18 protein-coding genes are annotated in these 18,068 nt (G+C 71.2%); 6 read left to right on the forward strand and 12 right to left on the reverse strand.

What is annotated here, in order from left to right; translation table 11 throughout:
- Nucleotides 1–116: 116 nt before the first annotated feature.
- From JKV81_RS17150 to JKV81_RS17160, 3 genes are read left to right on the forward strand one after another with little or no spacing between them, the layout of a single operon-like run.
- A complete protein-coding gene (locus tag JKV81_RS17150) occupies nt 117–2,102 on the forward strand; it encodes a hypothetical protein (RefSeq protein ID WP_202076640.1) in 1,986 nt (661 codons plus the stop codon).
- Nucleotides 2,103–2,145: 43 nt separating this feature from the next.
- On the forward strand, nt 2,146–2,727 hold the full coding sequence (locus tag JKV81_RS17155) for a hypothetical protein (RefSeq protein WP_202076641.1): 582 nt from the start codon (nt 2,146–2,148) through the stop codon (nt 2,725–2,727).
- A gap of 58 nt (nt 2,728–2,785) precedes the next feature.
- Nucleotides 2,786–3,229 carry a DUF3592 domain-containing protein gene (locus tag JKV81_RS17160; protein WP_129265241.1) on the forward strand — a complete coding sequence of 148 codons (444 nt, stop codon included), beginning with the start codon at nt 2,786–2,788 and terminating at the stop codon, nt 3,227–3,229.
- Between the two features lie 145 nt (nt 3,230–3,374).
- Here JKV81_RS17160 and JKV81_RS17165 read toward each other — a convergent pair whose 3' ends face one another.
- Both JKV81_RS17165 and JKV81_RS17170 read right to left on the reverse strand, forming a co-directional pair.
- Complete coding sequence (locus JKV81_RS17165; RefSeq protein WP_307820561.1) at nt 3,375–4,151, reverse strand: hypothetical protein; 777 nt, start codon at nt 4,149–4,151, stop codon at nt 3,375–3,377.
- A 53-nt stretch (nt 4,152–4,204) separates the two neighbouring features.
- The gene (locus JKV81_RS17170) at nt 4,205–6,631 is read right to left on the reverse strand and encodes a Tox-REase-5 domain-containing protein (protein ID WP_307820562.1); all 2,427 of its coding nucleotides are present in this window, start codon (nt 6,629–6,631) and stop codon (nt 4,205–4,207) included.
- A gap of 246 nt (nt 6,632–6,877) precedes the next feature.
- Here JKV81_RS17170 and JKV81_RS17175 point away from each other — a divergent pair, with 246 nt between their 5' ends.
- Nucleotides 6,878–7,867, forward strand: a complete 990-nt coding sequence (locus JKV81_RS17175) for a PDDEXK family nuclease (protein WP_202076644.1) — start codon at nt 6,878–6,880, stop codon at nt 7,865–7,867.
- A 302-nt stretch (nt 7,868–8,169) separates the two neighbouring features.
- Here the strand turns inward: JKV81_RS17175 and JKV81_RS17180 are convergent, their stop codons facing one another.
- Nucleotides 8,170–8,442 carry an ATP-binding protein gene (locus JKV81_RS17180; RefSeq protein WP_202076646.1) on the reverse strand — a complete coding sequence of 91 codons (273 nt, stop codon included), beginning with the start codon at nt 8,440–8,442 and terminating at the stop codon, nt 8,170–8,172.
- Nucleotides 8,443–8,917: 475 nt separating this feature from the next.
- Here JKV81_RS17180 and JKV81_RS17185 point away from each other — a divergent pair, with 475 nt between their 5' ends.
- Both JKV81_RS17185 and JKV81_RS17190 read left to right on the forward strand, forming a co-directional pair.
- Nucleotides 8,918–9,769 carry a helix-turn-helix domain-containing protein gene (locus JKV81_RS17185; protein ID WP_129265237.1) on the forward strand — a complete coding sequence of 284 codons (852 nt, stop codon included), beginning with the start codon at nt 8,918–8,920 and terminating at the stop codon, nt 9,767–9,769.
- Nucleotides 9,770–9,780: 11 nt separating this feature from the next.
- The gene (locus JKV81_RS17190) at nt 9,781–9,972 is read left to right on the forward strand and encodes a hypothetical protein (protein WP_202076648.1); all 192 of its coding nucleotides are present in this window, start codon (nt 9,781–9,783) and stop codon (nt 9,970–9,972) included.
- Here the strand turns inward: JKV81_RS17190 and JKV81_RS17195 are convergent.
- From JKV81_RS17195 to JKV81_RS17235, 9 genes are all read right to left on the reverse strand, one after another.
- Nucleotides 9,960–11,255 (reverse strand): Rta and bZIP domain-containing protein, encoded by a 1,296-nt coding sequence (locus JKV81_RS17195; protein ID WP_307820563.1) that lies wholly within the window; start codon nt 11,253–11,255, stop codon nt 9,960–9,962. The two genes, JKV81_RS17190 and JKV81_RS17195, sit on opposite strands and share 13 nt — an antisense overlap.
- A 101-nt stretch (nt 11,256–11,356) precedes the next feature.
- Nucleotides 11,357–12,007, reverse strand: a complete 651-nt coding sequence (locus JKV81_RS17200) for an OmpA family protein (protein WP_129267108.1) — start codon at nt 12,005–12,007, stop codon at nt 11,357–11,359.
- An 8-nt stretch (nt 12,008–12,015) separates the two neighbouring features.
- Entirely contained in the window at nt 12,016–12,606 is a 591-nt protein-coding gene (locus tag JKV81_RS17205; RefSeq protein WP_202076650.1) for a hypothetical protein, read from the reverse strand.
- A gap of 27 nt (nt 12,607–12,633) precedes the next feature.
- The gene (locus JKV81_RS17210; protein WP_202076706.1) at nt 12,634–13,275 is read right to left on the reverse strand and encodes a pilus assembly protein TadG-related protein; all 642 of its coding nucleotides are present in this window, start codon (nt 13,273–13,275) and stop codon (nt 12,634–12,636) included.
- Nucleotides 13,275–13,511, reverse strand: a complete 237-nt coding sequence (locus JKV81_RS17215) for a hypothetical protein (RefSeq protein ID WP_202076651.1) — start codon at nt 13,509–13,511, stop codon at nt 13,275–13,277. The genes JKV81_RS17210 and JKV81_RS17215 overlap by 1 nt, the downstream gene beginning before the upstream one ends.
- Before the next feature lie 203 nt (nt 13,512–13,714).
- On the reverse strand, nt 13,715–14,794 hold the full coding sequence (locus JKV81_RS17220; protein ID WP_202076653.1) for a response regulator: 1,080 nt from the start codon (nt 14,792–14,794) through the stop codon (nt 13,715–13,717).
- Nucleotides 14,795–14,875: 81 nt separating this feature from the next.
- Complete coding sequence (locus JKV81_RS17225; protein WP_202076655.1) at nt 14,876–16,213, reverse strand: sensor histidine kinase; 1,338 nt, start codon at nt 16,211–16,213, stop codon at nt 14,876–14,878.
- A 10-nt stretch (nt 16,214–16,223) separates the two neighbouring features.
- Nucleotides 16,224–17,111, reverse strand: coding sequence for a DUF5936 domain-containing protein (locus JKV81_RS17230; protein WP_099174739.1), 888 nt, complete (start codon nt 17,109–17,111; stop codon nt 16,224–16,226).
- A gap of 13 nt (nt 17,112–17,124) precedes the next feature.
- On the reverse strand, nt 17,125–18,060 hold the full coding sequence (locus JKV81_RS17235; protein ID WP_124274428.1) for a type II secretion system F family protein: 936 nt from the start codon (nt 18,058–18,060) through the stop codon (nt 17,125–17,127).
- Nucleotides 18,061–18,068 lie beyond the last annotated feature (8 nt).

The following is an 18,068-nucleotide window of genomic DNA, read 5'->3' on the forward strand; positions in this document are numbered from 1 at the left end:
TCCGTGCAGCCCCGTTGGGCCCGTCTTTGGGGCCGAGGGCCCAGGTCAGGCGTGTCGCCCGGCCGTACATTCACCCCCGAGAGGCAGCAGGGCAGGTGACGGCGAGAGGGTGAACCGTGAGTGGTGGCGGCGGCTGGGGGGACAGGAGCACGGGCCATATACCGCCGAGCGCTCCAGGTGGCGGGTGGTTCTTCCCGCTGAGCCGCAGCTGGGCGGCCGGCGCGCTCGTCTACGTCTTCGGCGGGTACCTGATGGCGCGGGCACTCGTCGAGACCCTCGCGACCGACGAACGGCTCGAACTCTTCGGCTGGCGGCTGGCGCTGCTGCATCTGCCCGGCGTCCTCGTCACCGTGCTGACGGTCCTGGCGGCCGCCCGCACCCTCCCCGCCCGCCACCGGGACTCCCGCCTGCTGTACCTCCTCGGCTCGCTCGCCGTCCCCGTCGCAGGGCTCGCGTACGGCTATGCCGTGGCCTGGGACGTGGTCGGCGCCGAGGGCCTTGTGATGCCCGCGGTCGCCATGGTCACGGGCGCAGCCGTGGGACTGGCCCTGGACCGGCTCATCGAGGACCGGGACGACGACACCGCGAACCCGTCGGCGTACACACGCTCGTACGACTGGCGTGACGGCGGGGCCACGGCGACCGAGTACCTCGGCGTCATCGTCCTCGTCGTCGCCCTGATCGGCGCGCTCGCCCTGGCCGGGCTCGGAGGGCGGATCGGGGACGGCATCCGCTGCGCCATCAGCTCCCTCACCGGGGAGGGCGGCGGCTGCGCGGCGGGCGGGGACGGCACGGCGAAGCCTAAGACCGACGCCGACTACGAGCCCAAGCTCTGCCAGATCTCCAACGTCTCCGACACCGCCGGCGGCAAGGTCAAGATCGGCTGGTTCGAGTGGGGCGAGGAGTACGGCTTCCAGCAGAAGGTCTCCCAGGCCAACACCGATGTGAACGGGGACGGCAAGGTCGACGAGAACGACAAGCTCGTCCACATGACGTTCACCGACGCCGCCTCCGCCGGCGTCAACGCCAGCACACCGGGCGTCAAGCTCGGCAGCCTGGGCAAGGCGGATGTCGACATCGGCGGCGGCATCAAGATCACCAACGGGGACACCTGGGTGTTCAAGAGCGAGGCCGAAGCCCAGAAGATGCGGGACGACATCGAGGAAATGAAGATGTGGGAGACCTCGATGAAGCACAGCGGCGGCTACGGCGGCGGCTGGTACTCCGGCATGAAGTGGGCCGAGAAGAAGGAGGACATCGAGAAGAAGATCGGCGACAAGAAGATCTCCTACTCGACCGTCGGCATCAACGTGTACGCCGACGGCGGCCTCTCCATCAAGGCGGGCGACGAGGACAAGCTCGGCGCCAAGCTGGGCGGCAAGGCCAAGTTCTCGCCGGACGTCACGATCACCAAGGACGACGTCAACGGCAACGAGTCGTACACCTACACCGCCAAGCTGGAGATCGAGGGCAAGGTCGGCGGCAACGCCGGCCCGCTGGGCGGCACCGCCGGGGCCAAGGACTCCCGCACCGGGGCGCTCACCGTCACCCGCGACCAGAAGACCGGCAAGATCGTACGGATCGACATGACGAAGACCGTGGAGAAGACCTCGACCTCCGACAAGGGCGAGGTCGGGGGCGACAACGGCCAGAAGGGCTCCGACAAGCGGGGCGGCAAGGGCGGCATCACCGACTCCTCCGGGGACACGGGCATCGAGGTGCAGACGAACTCGATCGTCTTCGGCAAGGAGACCGACAAGGCCACCGAGGCCAAGCGGTCCCTCGCCGAGGAGTGGCTCGACGGCTCCGGCGACAACACCGCCCCGTTCGCGTACATGTTCGGCGATCATTCCCTGGAGGCGAAGCCCGCCGGGACCGACGCCTTCGACCAGCTGATGTACCAGGACGGCCTGTCCAGCACGATGCGGTACCACGGCGAGACGGACGCGCAGGAGTTCGGCTTCGAGGTCTCGCTCGGCATGAGCCTCGGGCTGTCGATCTCCGACGAGCACAAGAAGGAGACACTGACGGACGCACAGTTCCTCGGGGCTCCGCAGGGTGACAAGCGGACCTATCTCCCGTACAGCTACTGCGCGCAGTGACCGCAGTTACCGACGTGAACCCCCACCCGGCACGGAAGAGGCGATGACGTTGACGAAGTCCAGGACGCTCGGCGCGGCCGTCGCCGCCACTCTCGGCCTGACGCTCCTCGGCGGCTGCGGCGGCACGGACGCCGCCGCCGTCCCGGACGGCTGGGGCACGCTCGACACGAAGAGCGTGTCCGTGGGCTACCCCGAGGACGAGGGGTACGCCCCGCAGCCGGCCGCCGAGCGCAGCGAGGCCAACGCGGCCGTCGCGCTCAAGGAGGAGAAGGGCGTGCGCACCGGCATGGTCTCGGTCCAGCTGGACTTCGCCACGGGCGTCAGCGACGCCGGGGAGGCCGCCGCCGCGGCGGGCGCCGGGATCGGCCTCGGGACCACCCGCAAGGGGACCCGTGACGTGACCCTCGCGGGTGAGGAGAGCGCCCGTGAGGCCCGCAGGATCGACTACGAGTTCACGTCCACGGGCGAGGAATCGACGCCGGCGGAGGGGACGCGGATGACGGGGGTCGTGGTGGCCGGGGTCGACTCGAAGGACGTACCGTTCGCCATCCGGATCAATGCGGTGAAGGACGCGCTGAGCCAGGCGGACCTCGACGCGTTCGTGGGGTCGATCACCGTCAAGTAGGCCGCTCGCACGTCAGGTCGGCCTTCGCCGTCACGTAATCCGTACCGGAGCCTTGTTGATGGACGTACTGCCCGGTGGCACGGCCACCTTCCTGCTGCTGTTCGGCCTGTTCCTCGGGGCGTTCGCGGTCCGCTCCGGTCTCCGGCTGGTCCGCGTGCTGCGGCTGGTCCGGCACGGCGAGCGGGCCGAGGGCCGGTGCGCGGACCGGCGGGTGGAGGACCGCGGGACCGGGACGGAGAACCGTTACCGCACGGAGTACGTCTTCGCCTTCCGCACCCCGGACGGCCGGGAGGTGGAGTTCACCGACCATGCCCCGGGCCCGTTCGGCTTCGAGGTCGGGGCCCCGGTACGCGTCTCCTACGACCCGGCGGCCCCGGACCTGCGGGCCACGGTCGCGGGGCCGGGGGCGTGGGGACCGCTGCTGATGCCGGCGGTGTTCGCGACGGTGCTGGGCCTGTTCTCGCTGGGGCTGCTGGCGGGGTTCGCGGTGATGGGCTGGTGACGGGCTTCTGACGGGCTGGTGAGGGGCTGGTGAGGGGCTTCTGACGGCGGTCGGTGGCCGGGAATGGCGGTCGGTGGCCGGGAACGGCGGTCGGTGGCCGGGAACGGCGGCCGGTTCCGCGGTGGTGCGCTTCGAAGGCCGACCGTCAGAGCTTGTCCCGGTCGCGGGGCGTGGCGAGTGGCTCCAGCGCGCCCGTTTCCCGCAGCGTCGCGTTGACGTCGATCACGGTCCCGGCCGACGCGGTCCGCGTGCCGCCCCGGGTCAGGTCGATGATCAGCCCGCCGTTCGCGACCGGGGTGTACGCACCCGGCAGCCCCTCCGGGGCGAGCGCGGCCCGCCGCTCGGAGAGGAACACCGCCCTGCCGCAGCGGGGGTCGGAGTTCTCCAGACCGAAGTGGTCCGCCACCGCCCTGTACAGCGCCTTGTCGTAGACCTGCCCGGCGTCGATGTCCCACTCCTCGCCGAGGACCGCCAGGATCTCGGGGGTGCGCCGGATGACGTCCGCGTCCTCGTCCACGGTGCGCGACCGGAACGAGACCGAGACGGAGTGGGTGACGTACGGCGACGAGCCCCCGGCGCGGAACGCCGACGTCACCTTCGCCGCACCCGCGTTGTGTGCCCACAGGGACGCCCCGTACCCCACCACGTCGAGGTCCGGGCCGGTGTTCTCCCGTACGACGTAGTCGGTCAGCGCGGCGACGGAAGGCGTCAGCAGCGGGTCGGCCGGAACACCGTCCCCCGCCTCGTGCCACCCGTGGAACGTCCCGGCGTCCAGCTCCCTCAGCCGCACCAGCGTGGCGTACCACCGCTCGGCGATCGCGGGCGGGCCCTCTTCGCGGACGCCCCAGAAACCGTTGACGACGACGTTCAGCACGACGCTCTCCTCGCCCTTCTCCACGCCCGCTTCCACGCCCGCTTCCACGCCTCTCCACGCCCTTTTCCATCGCGCAGCCGGTAGGCGCTCCCGCCGGAGCCTCAGCCCGTCACATCACCAGGCGTGTTGATGACCTTAACGTTGATGCCCCGCTCCTCGAAGAGGTCCCGCGCCGCCTCGGCGACGTCCGGATCGGACAGGTGCCACTCGACGGGCTTGCCCCGGGCCGCGTCGACCTGCCGGGTCGCCTGATCCGCCCAGCGCTGCTGGACCTTCGGGGTGAGCTCCCCGGTCTCGGCGTTGTAGAAGTCCTTGCCCCGGTAGCCGTACTTGGCCTCCAGGTAGGTGCCCCTCGCGGCGTCCCAGCCGTCGAAGTCGACCGGCTTCCCCGTGAGCTTGTCGAGCGGGACCTGGTACTCCTTGCCGCGGGCCACCTTGGAGATCTGCTCCTGGTAGCGCGCGCCCATCTCGGTCGGGTAGTTCCAGACGCCAGGCTTGATCTTCGTCCAGGTGCCGGTGCCGCCGTCCTTCGAGCCGGCCCGGGGGTTCTTGAGATCCTTGTACCAGGCCGGTTTCGGCGCGTTCCTGGCCCGCTCGAGCTCCTTCTTCCGCTTGGCCTCGGCGGCGGCCTTCTTGGCCTCGTCGGCCTGCTTCTGCGCCTCTTCGGCGGCTGCCTTCTTCTCGGGGTCGACCTCGTCGCACCGCTCGGTACGGAACCCGACGCGCACCGAAGCGTGCGCGGCCGCCATGACGCCGGTACCGCTGCCGGGGACCCCGACCGTGCCGGTGCCGGTACGTGCGCCGGGACGGCCGTTCCCGCCTGTCCCGCCGTCGCCACCATCGCCGTTGTCAGCGCCGTCGGCGTACGGAACGCGCAGGAGGCCGCCCAGTCCGACGGTGCAGCCGGTCAGGCCTGCCTCATCCGCCGCGTCGTCCGCGTGCTTCTGCGCGTCGGCGGCGGCCTTCTCGGCGCCCTCCACATCACCGGCCTTGGCGGCCTTCTTGGCCTTCGCCGCAGCCTCGGATGCCTTCTGGGCGACCTCGCCCAGCTTGCCGAGCTTGCCCAGTTTGCCGAGCTTCCCCACCTTGCCGACGAGCTTGGCCTCGCCGTAGCCGGGGATGAAGAGGGAGCCGATGTTCCACAGGCCGGTGCCGATGGCCTGGCCCTCGTTCCCGTCCTTCCACTGGTCGCGCACCTCGTCGCCGATGAAGACGTCGTCGAGGACCTTCAGGCCGGTGCCGCCGCTGGCCTTGGTCCAGTCCCAGGCCGCCCCGAGGTAGTCACCGTCGGACCACTTGTCGCCGGCGCCCTTCGAGTCCTTGGACCAGGTGTCGCCGAGGCTCTTGCCGTAGTCCATGAGGCCGTTCCACGCCTTGACGGGGTGGATGACCGTGTCGAACGTGCCGGTGACGTCGCCCCAGAGGCCGTTGGCGAACACGCCGGTGAAGAACCCGCCGGTCTGGTGCCCGGCGCAGGAGAAGAACGCGCCCACGCCCGAGGTGCAGCTCTCGCCGCCCTTCTCGTCGTCGCCACCGCCGTCACCATCGCCCGGATCGCCGCCGTCCGCGCCGCCCGAGTCGTCCACGTCGTCGCCGCCGTCCCCGACCTGCACGGCCCCGGGGTCACCGCTGGAGCCGCCGCTGACCTCGCCGCTGGAGCCGCCGGTTCCGCCGGAGCTGCCGGTCGCGTCGCCGCTGGTTCCGCCGGTTCCGCCGCTCGCCCCGCCGGTTCCGCCGGTTCCGCCGCTCGCCCCGCCGGTCGCCTCCCCGCTGGAACCGCCGCTCGCGCCCCCGCCGTTGGTGCCCGCGTCCGTACCGCCGGCGCCCGCGTCCGTACCGCCGGCGCCCGTACCCCCTGAGGCCGCGCCCCCGCTCGTCCCCGTACCGCCGGAATCGCCGCCCTCGGAACCGCCCTCGGAACCGCCATCGGTACCGCTCTCGGGCCCGTCGCCCGCGACAACCTCACCTCCGCCCGGCGCAGGGCACGCGCTGCCGGTCAGTTCGCAGATCGCACTGCGCATCCCCCCGGCCAGCTGGCCACCGATCCCGGTCGCCAGGAGGCCGCCGATGATCGCGACGACGATCACGATCAGGCCCAGGTACTCCGTCGCCGTCTGGCCACGGTCCCGGCGCCACCGGATCATCCGCGCGAGGCTGAACGGCCGGTGCGCGACGCGCTGCGCGACCGGCACATCGAACCAGTCGCGCGAGCTACGGCGCAGCAGCAGTATCAGGCCCACGACCGGAATCACCAGCTGCGGTACGCCCCGCGGGTCGCCGTCCCCGCCCAGTGTCGCCAGCGCGCCGAGCAGGAACCACGTGTGTACGGCGACGAGCCCGCGCCAGATCCAGATGTCCCCGGAGCGTACGTACGCCGACAGCGCGAGGCCCGCCGCGCCTGGCAGCGCCGCGTACAGCAGGAGCCCGAGCAGCTCACCGTCGATGGCGTCGAGCGACGCGGCCTGGAGGAGTACGCCGACGCCCCCGACGACCGTGAACACGAACAGTGTGCGGACGAGGAGCAGCACCACCCGGAGCGGCCGTGGCAGCGGGACTCCACCCGCCGGAGCCGGCAGCCCGCCGATGCCCCCCGATGCCGCAAATCCCCCTGTACCAGACACTCCGGCCCCCAACCAGGCGCTGCATGGCGAGAGTTCACCCGCCCGGTCCATCGGACCACGGCGGGGTGGCCGAAAGCATGGGCCCCAGGGCCCAAAAGAGCCGGTTATCCACAGCCTTGTGCGGCTCTCGCCCGGATCATGGATCGTTGACCCATGAGCCGTACGGAAGCCTGGAGCCCGCCGCGCGCACAGGAGACGCGCCCCCGGCGCCGTGACCGCGAGTTACGGGAGCTGGGCGCCCTGGCCTCCGGCGGCATCCTCCTCGTCGCGGAGGCGGTGGAGGCCGGCTGGCCGCCCCGCCTGCTGAACCGGCGCCTGCACACGGGCGGCTGGCAGCGGGTCCATCAGGGCGCGTGGGCGGCTCCCGGCCGGCTGGTGGACTGGCTGACCCGCGCCTGGGTCGCGCAGAAGCTGCAGCCGCAGCTGGTCTGCAGCCACCGGACCGCTGCCGCACTGCACCTGGTGGAGTTGCTGGGACGGCCGTGCGCGGAGGCCCAGTTCACCGACCCGCGCCGTGGTGTGTACCGCCGCCCGGGCATCCGCGTGCACTGCGCGGCACTCGGCCCCGCCGACCGGACGGTGCGGCGGGGGCTGTGCACGACCAGTCCGGCCCGCACGGTCGGCGACCTCATACGGTGCCTCCCGCGCGACGAGGCCGTCACCGCCGCGGACTCGGCGCTCAGCGCCCGTACGGTGCGCGGGGTCCGGCGCCCCCCACTGCTCGACGCGGCCGCCCTGCGGACCGAGTTGGCCACCCACCGCGCGGGCGCCGCCCGCGCCCGTGCCTGGCTGCCCCTTCTCGACCCCCGGTCCGGCTCCCCCGCCGAGACCGTCGCGCGCCTCCGCCTGCACGACGCGGGCCTGCACCCCGCGACCCAGGCCGTCCTCCGCACCCCGTCGGGCCGCACTCTGCGCCCCGACTTCCTGTTCCCCGCCCAGGGCCTGGTGGTCGAGGTCGAGGGCTGGGCCTTCCACGGGTCACGCGAGGCCCACGCCGCCGACCTGCGCCGCTTCAACGCGCTGCAGAGCTGCCCGGAGGTCCGCCGCATCCTGCGGTTCACGGCCAACGAGGTCTTCCACCACCCGGCCCGCTTCATCACCGAGGTCCGCGCCGCCCTGGCGCTGGCCGGATTGGAGGACTGACGTACGGAGACGGGCGGGCGAGCGGGACCGGGCGGAGGCCCTTCGGTGGGGCGGCATACGGATTCGCCGACTGCTGGAGCGTCTCGCGCGCAAGCGCGCACAGCGGCGGCAACGGCGGGGGTGGGCAGCAGGCCCGTCGCCACCCGCGGGTCCCCAGCCGCCGGGGGCTCCGGGCCGCCCCTCCCCCGCGCAGGGCCCGCAGAGCAGTGCTACGGAGGGAGAACTGCGAAAGTATTAGGGGTTTCGGCACTTCGCGAACAATCCCCCCTGAAGCGCTCGGTCCGAAGTCCCTGTGCTTTCAGTTACTGGGGCAGCACCACCCACGAGGTCACCCCCGTGTCCCGGGCGTGGGCGGCGCGGAGGCCCCAGTCGCCGCCCCAGTCGTCGACGACGGCCGCCAGCAGCCAGAGGGCCCGGCGGCGCCGGACCTCGCAGAGGGCGAGGGTGTCCGGGTCCGTGTGGTGGGGGTGCTGGTCCCGGAGGACCAGGCGGAGGGTGCCGTCGCGGCGGCGCAGCGAGAGGTAGAGGTCGCGGCCGGGGGTCAGCGCCGCGTTGAGGGCGATGAGTTCGGTCACGACGTGCGTGACGGGCCAGGTATGGGACCGGAGCCCGTGCGCGGAGAGCGCAGCAGTGACCGCGTGCCGCCCGACGGAAGCGCTCCGGGGGTTGCCGGGCAGCGTGAGGCTGAGGACGAGCCCTGGGGGCGGGTACGGGGGCTGCGCCCTCGCGGGGCACAGGGCGGTGCGTTGGGGTGGGGGTGAGTACGGGTGCATGGGTGACTCCCGGGTGCGAGGGCCGAGTTGACGGTCACCGCCGCTGCGGCCGAGCTGTGGCCTGTCTCCCTGACGCGGACCCGCCCCTCCCAGGGCAGGAGTTACGGGCAGGACCGCGCGATGCACTTCGGCTGGGCGCGCAGTGGTTGCGGTGCGCTGCTCACTGTAATGAGCGTGGGGCAAAATTGCCCTCGCCAAGGGAGAAGTGAACCCTTTCGTGGAAGAGTCGCGTGGGCAGGCGGCAGACTGCCGGGGACCGCATGCGGAGAGGAACGGTATGGCAGCGAGGACGTCCCCCACCGAGCGCCAGAGGCGACTTGGGGCGGAGCTGCGGAGAATGCGCACGTCAGCCGACGTCTCGGCCGAGTTCGCGGCGGGGCTCCTCGGCGTCGACCGGGGCAAGATCTCGAACATCGAGTCGGGTGCGCGGCCCATCAGCCCGGACCGATTGCGCACCCTGGCCTACAACTGCGCCTGTACGGACGACACGTACGTTGACGCGCTCGTAGAGATGGCGCAGCCCCATGGCCGGGGCTGGTGGGAGAAGTACCGGGGTGAGCTGCCGCAAGGACTGCTGGACATCGCAGAGTTGGAGGCTCACGCCCTGCGTATGCGAGCGGCCTACGCGATGCACATGCCTGGCCTGCTTCAGACGGCCGACCACGCGCTGGCCCTGTTCCGTGTGGTCATTCCCCAGCTGCCGGAGCGCGAGATCGCCCTGCGCCTGGCCCACCGTGTGGAGCGTCAAGCCGTACTCGACGGCGATGCGTCGCCTCCGTACACCGCCGTCGTCCACGAAGCGGCTCTGCGCATGCAGTTCGGCGGCCGTGACGTGGCGCGTGCCCAGCTCGGGAACCTGTTGGAGAAGTCCGAGCAGCCCAACATCACTCTGCTGGTCATCCCCTTCGTCGCGGGGTCGTTCCCTGGCGCCGGGCAGACGGTTCTGTACGCCGAAGGAGCGGCGCCGCAGCTGGACACCGTCCAGATCGACAACTCGCACGGCCCGGTCTTCGTCCACTCCGAAGCCCAGCTGGCGAAGTACCGGGCGCACCTGGACTGGATGGAACGCATCGCCCTGCCGCCTCGCGAGTCGAGGGACTTCATCCGCGCGATCGCGCACCAACTCTGAGGAGAAGACGCATGTCGGACGTCCAGTGGGAAGACCCGTTCTGCGGTGAAGGAAACTCCTGCTTCCGCATAGGGACCGATGCGGAAGATAACGGGTACGTCGCCCTCGTGGGGGCGGAGGATCGTTACCTCACCGACAGCCGAGAAGCCCTCCAGCAGATGATCCGGGACATCAAGGCCGGCAAGGCCGATCACCTGCTGTAGGCGGCGTTCCCCTCCGCATGCCCGACGGCCGGGCGCCTGCGACGGCTCACGAGCTGCCAGGCGCCCAGGCCCAGGACCAGCACCGTGCCGAGGCCGATCCCCGCGAACCCGATCGCCCGCATGGTGGAGTTCGGACCGCTGCCGGGGACGCTGCTCCCGAGCCCGAACCCGGCCGCCTCCGCGTCACCGTCGTACGGGGGTCCCTGCTTCGCCGTGCCCTCGACACCGACGTTCAGCGTCATGGGGACGCTGCTGGGCACCTTGGGGTCGAGGGTGACCTGGACGTAGTACCAGCCCTGGAACCGCATCGCCGCCGCCCCGTCCGTCCCCGCCTCGAACCGGTTCGCGTACGCGGCCGGGGCCGTCCCGAGGTCGACCCCGGTGGGCGCGCCCGTGTAGCCGGTGCTCTTGTCGGCGACGGGGCCACGGGCGGTGTTGTACAGCGAGAGGCGCAGCCCGTTGACGGTGAAGAACGACGCGTCCGAGGTGGCGTTGGCCAGCTGGGCCCGCAGGAAGAGCTGCTGGCCCCAGGCGACGGGCACCCGGTAGAAGCGGCTCTCGCCAGGCCGGATGTCGTCCCTCCAGGCGCCGCCTTCCACGGCTGCCGCGTCGTTGAACCCCGTGCCGCCGCTCACCTTCTGCGGAGAGCCGCCGCTCGGCGACGGGGCCTTCGAGCTCCAGCCGGTCGGGGCCCCGGGCTGATCGGCGCCGGGCTTGAGGCCGGGCTCCGCCATGTACGTCAGCTCGATCGGCCACTTCGCTCCGCCGCCGGCCTTCGTACCCGCCCAGGCCACGGTGTAGAGGTAGTCCCCGGCCTCCTGGCACGGTGTGGTGCTGTCCTTGATGCGCCGCGACGCGTAGCTCGCGATCGTACGAGCGGTCTCGCCCCCGAAGTACGCGGCCGGGCTGGACCCGCACGTCGTGCCGTCGGGGGAGGTCAGGGTGACCTGGATGCCGTCGAGGATGGCGCTCTTGCTGCCGGGGGGCGGGGCGAGCACGGTGGAGACGTACGCGTGGGACGTGTCGTCCAGCCGGACCCGGTAGTACTTCTTCTCGCCCGGCGCGATGGTGTCCGAGTAGATCTTCGCCCGCTCCAGCTCGGGGCCGTCCACGCTCGACTCCGCGCCGGTGACCGGCACCGATCCCTCAGCCGGCCGGTACGAGCGGGCCGCGCCTCCCGGGGCGTCGTCCGCACGGGGCGCCGCCGTCGCGGCGCTCGGCAGCAGCAGGACACAGAGTGCTGCCGCCACCCCGGCGGCGGCACCGCCTCGGGGCCTCGACACGATTCCGATTCCTCTCGTCGGGCGCGGTGGCCCCGTTCGTACGGGGTCCGGTGCCCGACCCTACGGCCGCTGGCACCGAACCCCCAGACTGCGTGTCGACTCTACGAGCCTTCGGTGCGCGGGAAGGACACCTCCACGCGACGGTTCTTCTTGCGGCCTTCTTCGGTGTCGTTGCTGGCGATCGGGTACTGCTCGCCGTAACCGCGGATCTCGAACGTGACGCTCGGGAGCTTGGTGGCCAGCACCCCTTGCACGGCGTTCGCCCGCTGCTTGGACAGGACGTCGCCGTGGGCGGACGACCCGAGGTTGTCCGTGAAGCCGAAGACGCGCACCTTCGGGGCGTTCTGGGTCTGGATCTCCGTGGCGATCGCGTTGATACGGGCCGTGGCCTCGCTGCTCAGCTTGGCGCTGTCCTTGCCGAAGAGGACCTCGGCCTGAAGGGCGAAGGTGATGTCGGCGTTGGTGTCCTCGCGGCGTTCCTCACCGCCCATGTCCTCGACGATGGACTTGATGTCGAGCACGCGGACGTCGCCGAGGGTCGCCCCGTCGCCGAGCATGAGCCCGGGCGAGTTGGCGTCGACCTCGACGGGGGGCGAGGCGCTCGGCACGGCGGTGGGGTTGTCGTCCGCCGAGGCCGAGGTGGCACCCCAGAGAGTCGAGGTGCCGAGGACGACCGCCGCGGCGGCGCAGAGACCGATGCGGCATCGGAGTGCGCCGCGGGGTGCGGCTGGTGTGGGGGTGAGTGGCTGCATGGCGGTCGTCACCCCGAGATCTTGATCGTCGCGGTGGGCATGGTCGGGATCTGGAAGTCGACCTCGGTGGTGCTCTGCGGCGGGGCGGGGAACTGGACGAAGAACGGCGCGGTCTTTCCTGGCGCAATGCCTGTGGTGAACGCCGTGCAGAGGCACCTTCCGTCCGTGTCCCGCAGAGTCAGGTAGCGCTTCTTGCCCGCCTGATCCACCAAGGAAGCACCGGCAACGGAGGCGCCGTTGCTCACCATTTCCTGCTCGGTCCCCTGCCAGCCCGGAGCGGTGAACTGTTGCTTCGAACCGTTCGTCACACTGCCCTTGACCGTGACGAATCCGCCGGAATCCCTCTCGGCCGAGTTGACTACCAGCTCGATTTCGCCCGGTCCCTTCACGCTAGCCAGGACAACTGAGGGGTCGGCGCTTTCCTCCGTGTCCGGGGACTTCGGCTTCTGCGACGCAGAGGAATTGGACTCTTTCTGCTCACTTCCCGGCTTGTCCGAACCGTCATCGCCACCACAAGCCGTCAGGACGACAGCCATGGCTACGGAGGCGGCAGCGACGGCGGCCCCCTTGAAGCGAATCCGGGTCATGGCTGCACGCATCGGCGTGTTCCTCTCGGTGACGTTCACTTACTTGTCGGCCAGGTGGACGGAGAACAGGTCTGCCAGGTCCGGCAGGAGGTTGAGGTTCTTCGGGTCGATATCGAAGTCCAAGTCTTCGTCATCGCATACGGCTTTGTACGCCTTCTGCCCCTCGGACTCGTCCGTGTCGCCGTCATCGTCATCCGCCGGGAGGCTCGGCGCGGGACGTGTGTCCTCTTCGATGCGGCAGCGCGGCTCGATCACCGCCCTGGCGGTGGCTTCGGCCTTCTGCGTCTTGGTGCTGGCGATCACCGAGCTGCCGACGGTCCGATTGGTCTCGACCTTGACCGTGTACGACGCCTCCGGCCAGTAGTCCGCGTCGCACGTGACCGTGCGGGCGTCGTTGGCCGCCGCGAGCCGGTCGGCTGCGGAGCACGACCCCAGTTTGATGTCCCGGCCGCTCAGCAGGTCGTCCCACGCGTCGAAGTCGAAGGCCCCAGGCCAGCTCCACTCGTCCCGTGCGTCCTGGGCCGCCGCCAGAGCCGCGGCGTCGGCGGCCGTCCGGGCCTCGTTCTTCTTCATCGACGCCTGGCCGACGGCGAAGTAGGCGAACGCAAGGAAGAGCAGGCCCGCCACCACCATGATGTAGATGGGGAAAGCCTGCCCTGCCTCGCTGGTCCCTCTGGCGATTACTCGCCGCCTTCGCCACCGCCCGTGATCTTGCCGATCTGCGTGGTGATCGCGCCGGCGATCGCACTGCCGAAGTTCGTCGTCATGAGCACCCCGATGATCGCCACGACCACCACGATGATGCCCAGGTACTCCACCGCGCCCTGCCCGCGGTCCGCCCGGGCCTTCATGCGCTCGACGGACGTGTTCGCCCAGACCTTGGCGTTGACGGACGCCTTCAGCATCAGCTTGCTCATGGTGTTCCCCTCCGGGTTCGGCCGACCGTGTGCCGGCCGACGCGTAAGTCTCTGTGGTGCCCCCTGCGTTACCGGCTTCCTCCTGGCCGGTGCCGTCGGTGACATGAGAAACGTACGGCCGGACACCCCGTGCGGCGCAGGGCCCCAGGGCCCAAAGCCGGGCCCAAAGCGCGCGTTGGGCCCGTCCCCTCGTTCTCCCCCGTTCAGCCATGGCGGCCTGTCCCCCTCGTCCCAGGTCCCGGGCCCGGCGCCGTGCCGAGCCAGCGGGCGATCGCTTCGCTGCGGCTGGTGCTGTGCAGCTTGGTGAAGATCCTGTTGATGTGGTTCTTGACTGTCTTCTCGCTGATGAAGCAGGTGGCGGCGATCTGGTGGTTGCTCATCCCGGACGCGATGAGCTCCATGACCTCCGCCTCCCTCGAACTCAGGTCGTACTGCTGCCTGTTGGGCGTCGGCAGCCGGTGAGAGCTTCCCTCAGTCGAAGACTGTGCCACAACAGGTTGCAGTTGCGAAAGGCTTTCCGGTGGGCCCGCAGGTCGCGCGCCGGGCGGGCCGGCCGGCGGTGCGGTGTGCGGGGCGCTCCCCGGTGCCTGCGGCGCGTGGCCGGGGCTTCCGTGGGGGGCGCCGGGCGCCAGCGCCGTCCCCAGGCCTTCCGGGAGGTTCCTCGGGGCCTGGTCGGGGCCTTGGCGCATATGGGCGAGCAGGGCGTTGGCCGCGGTGGTGGTGAAGGGGGCCCGGCCGTTCTTCGTGTCCCGTACGGACTGGACGAGCTCGTCCGCCGTGAATTCGCCGTGGACCAGGTAGCCGCCCGCGCCCAGGCGCAGCGCCTCGTGGACGATGTCGCTCTCACGGCTGTAGGTCAGCATCATCACAGGTGCAACCTGCACCAGGTGGGGCAAGGCGGAGATGCCGTCCACCCCGGGCATCCGTACGTCGAGCAGGACGACGTCGGGCCGGTGGCGGACGGCGGCCTCGTAGGCCTGGCGGCCGTCCGCGGCCTCGGCGACGACCTCGATGTCGGCGCGGCCGCTGAGCAGGACGCCCAGGCCGGCGCGTACGACGGGGTTGTCGTCGGCGACCACGACCCGCAGGGGGCCGGGGGACGGCACGTCGGGGCCGCTGGGGAACGGGGGCATAGATTCGGCTGCCGGGGCGTGCGGGGCGGCCGGGAATCCGGGGGAGCTGCACTCCGTGCTGAGGGGGTTGGAGTGCGGGGAGGTGTGCTGGGAGACGTGGTTCTGCGAGGCCCAGTTCTGGCCCGAAGCGCGGGAGACGTCGTCCGGCATTCTGCGACCTCCTCTCAGGTGTGGTGGGGACGAAGGAGCGGGGAGCGGAGCAGGAGCGGTGGGGCGGTCGAGCGGGTGCGGTTACGGGCTTGCGGCCGGGCCCGGCCCTGGAGCAGAGGCGGTCACCGGGGGCGGCGACAGGGCCGCGACGGGGAGTTCCAGGCGGACCTCCGTGCCCTTGGCCGCCCTGCCCTTGCCGATGCGGATGCGGGCCCCGATGGAGGCCGCGCGCTCGACCATGCCGACGAGGCCGAAGTGGCCGGCCCGTCGGAGGTCGTCGAGGGTGGTGCCGGCGGGGAGGCCCCGGCCGTCGTCGTACACGCTGACGCGCAGGACGTCGCCCTTGATGCCGGCCAGGACGGCGAGGTAGGTGGGGTGGGCGTGCCGGTGGGCGTTCTCCATGGCTTCGGAGGCGACGGTGAGCAGCTGGCGGGCGACGATGTGCGGTACCGGCGGGACCGGGGTGTCGCCAAGGGTGCGGAAGACGGTGCTCGTCCCGTGGCGGCGGGAGAAGTCGTCGGCGCGGGCGCGGAGTTCGGCGACGATGTCGACCCCGCCGTCCAGGCCGGACTCGCGGCGCAGGTCGGAGAGGAGTTCGCGGGATTCGGCGGCGGCGCGGCGGGCCGAGCGGGCGACCAGTTCGGCCTGGTGCCGGACGGTGAGAGGGTCCATCCGGTCGGAGGAGTGGGCCAGGCCGTCGGCTGCCAGGGCCAGGCCGTGGAGGGTCTTGGCGACGGAGTCGTGCATCTCGCGGGCGAGGCGGGCGCGTTCGTCCTCGACGGCCACGCTGACGGCGAGGCGGGCGCGGGTCTCGGTGAGGGCCTGGCTGGCCGCGCCGACGCGGAGCATCAGGTTGCGCAGGGCGACGCCGACGGCTCCGGCGAGGACGCAGAAGCCGGGCAGCAGGAGCACGGAGGCCAGGCCGCCGGCCTGGAGCTTGTCCTCCGCGCCGTAGGCCGCGGCCAGGATCAGGCCCTGTACGGCGGCGAAGACGCCGGCCGCTCGCCAGCCGTAGAGCAGTCCGGCCAGGAGGGGCGTGCAGACGACGGCGTATCCGAGGGTCGAGTCGGGTGTGGCGGTGAACAGGAGCAGGGCGCCGAAGACCGTGTCGGCGCCGAGCAGGAGCGGGGAGCGTACGAGGAGCGGCCCGAAGCGTTCCCAGTCGCGGTAGAGGGCGTACGAGCCGACGAAGGTGACCAGGACGGCGGAGGCGACCAGCCAGCTCGCGAGGCCGGGTGCGGTGTTGTCGAGGGCCTGCGGGGTGCCGATGGCGATCATGGCCAGCCGGAAGAGGAACACCTGGCGGGCCAGCGCCGAGAGGGCGTTGACCTGGATGGAGACCGTGGGTGTCGGACCGGCGGGGGTGGAGAGGGCGGCGTGTCGCGATTCCTCGGCGCCCGGGTGCAGGGAGATCGTCATCGGCGGCCGCTCACTCCCCTGTGAGGGATCCGAGGTTGGTGTCGGATCCGAGCAGCATGGCCGCGCCCATGAGGATCATGGTCGCGGGGATCATGAAGGTGGTGACCATCAGGGTGGCCTTGGGGACCGCCTTGGCGGCCTTGCGCCGGGCGTTCTGCGCGTCGGTGCGGCGCATGTCGTTGGCGATGGCGATGAGGGTGTCGACGATCGGCGCGCCCAGTTCCTCACCCTGCTGGAGTGCGGTGACGAACATGGCGACCTGTTCGGAGTCGTTGCGTCGGCGCAGTTCGTCGAAGGCCTGGCGGCGGCTGACGCCCATGTCCATCTGGCGCAGGGTGATGCGGAGTTCGTCGGACCAGGGGCCCTGGTACTTCTCGGCGACCCGGTCGAGGGCCTGCCGGAAGCCGAGGCCCGCGGAGACCACGACGGCGAGGACGTCCAGGAAGTCGGGGAGGGTGCGGTCGATGTCGTCGCGGCGCTTGCGGACGGCGGCCCAGATCCCGACCTCGCCCCAGAACAGGCCGAAGGCGATCATGAACAGGGCCATGAAGATCTTGCCGCTGCTGAGCATCGCGAACGCGGCGAAGCCGCCGAGGGCGCTGTAGACGGCGCGGCGGGCGGCGTAGCGGTCGATGGTGAGGCCGCCGGGGTTGCCCGCCATGTCGATCTTGCGGCGTTTCTCGTTGACCTTCTTGGGGCCCATCAGCCGCAGGACCAGGGGGGCCCAGCGCATGCCGAGCCGGTCGATGCCGGAGCCGACGGCGGTGGTGCGGGTCGAGCCGACTTCGAGGGCGAGGGCGAGGTCTCCGGGGAGGGTGGCCTCTGCGCGGTACATCCGTACGCCCTTGAAGACGCCGAACACACTGAGGCCGACGACGAGAGCGAGCAGCAGTTCCATACCGGTCCCCTCCTCAGATATCGATCTTGGAAATGCGGCGGATGGCGATGAAGCCGAGGGCGTAGAGGCCGAGCGAGATGAGGACCGCGATCTGGCCGGCGACGGATCCGGTCATCCGGTCGAGTGCTCCGGGGATGATCGAGTTCACGAGGAGCAGGGCGCCGACCCCGATGGCGGGGACGGCGTACGCGGTGGTGTTGACCTGGGAGAGCTGGGTGCGGACCTCGCGCCGGGTCTCCTTGCGTTCCTCCAGGGTGATGGTGAGGTTGCGCAGGGAGGAGACGACCTGGCCGCCGGCCCGGTTGGAGAGGATCAGCGTGGAGACGAGGACGACGAGTTCACGGGAGGGCAGGCGTTCGGCGAGCTCGCCGAGTGCGTCGTCGAGGGTGCGGCCGACGCCGAGCTGGTCGGCGACCACCCGGAGTTCGTCACCGGCGGGTGCTTCGAGTTCGTCCGCGGCCATGGCGATGGACGTACGCAGGGAGAGCCCGGCCTGGGTGGCGTTGGCGAGCACCCGGGAGATCTCCGGCAGCTGGCTGATGAAGGCCTCGGTGCGTTTGGTGCGGTGCCAGTTCAGGAAGGTGTTGGCGCCCCAGATCGCGGCGAGTCCGGCGAGCGGGCCGAAGAAGGCGGCCAGGACGGAGGCCGCGATGAGCCAGAGGGCGGCCACCGAGGCCAGGACGTAGAGGAAGTACTCGCCCGGGGTGAGGTCGAGGCCGGTGGCCGCGAGCTTCAGCTCGATCCTCTTGCCCAGCTTCGTACGGCGCAGTCTGCGGTCGAGCCCCCGGAAGCGGCGCTGCGGGCCCATGTCGATCTGGCCGGTCGAGGAGAGCCGGTCGACGAGGGCTTCGCGCTGGGCCTTGCCCGAGGTGTAGGCGTGCAGGCCCAGGACGCCGAGTACGCAGCACAGCAGCGTGACGCCGATGGTGAGCGGTGCGAGGTTGTCCATGTCGGGGT

Origin of the sequence: Streptomyces silvae (genome assembly GCF_016745505.1) — a bacterium.
GTDB lineage: Bacteria > Actinomycetota > Actinomycetes > Streptomycetales > Streptomycetaceae > Streptomyces > Streptomyces silvae.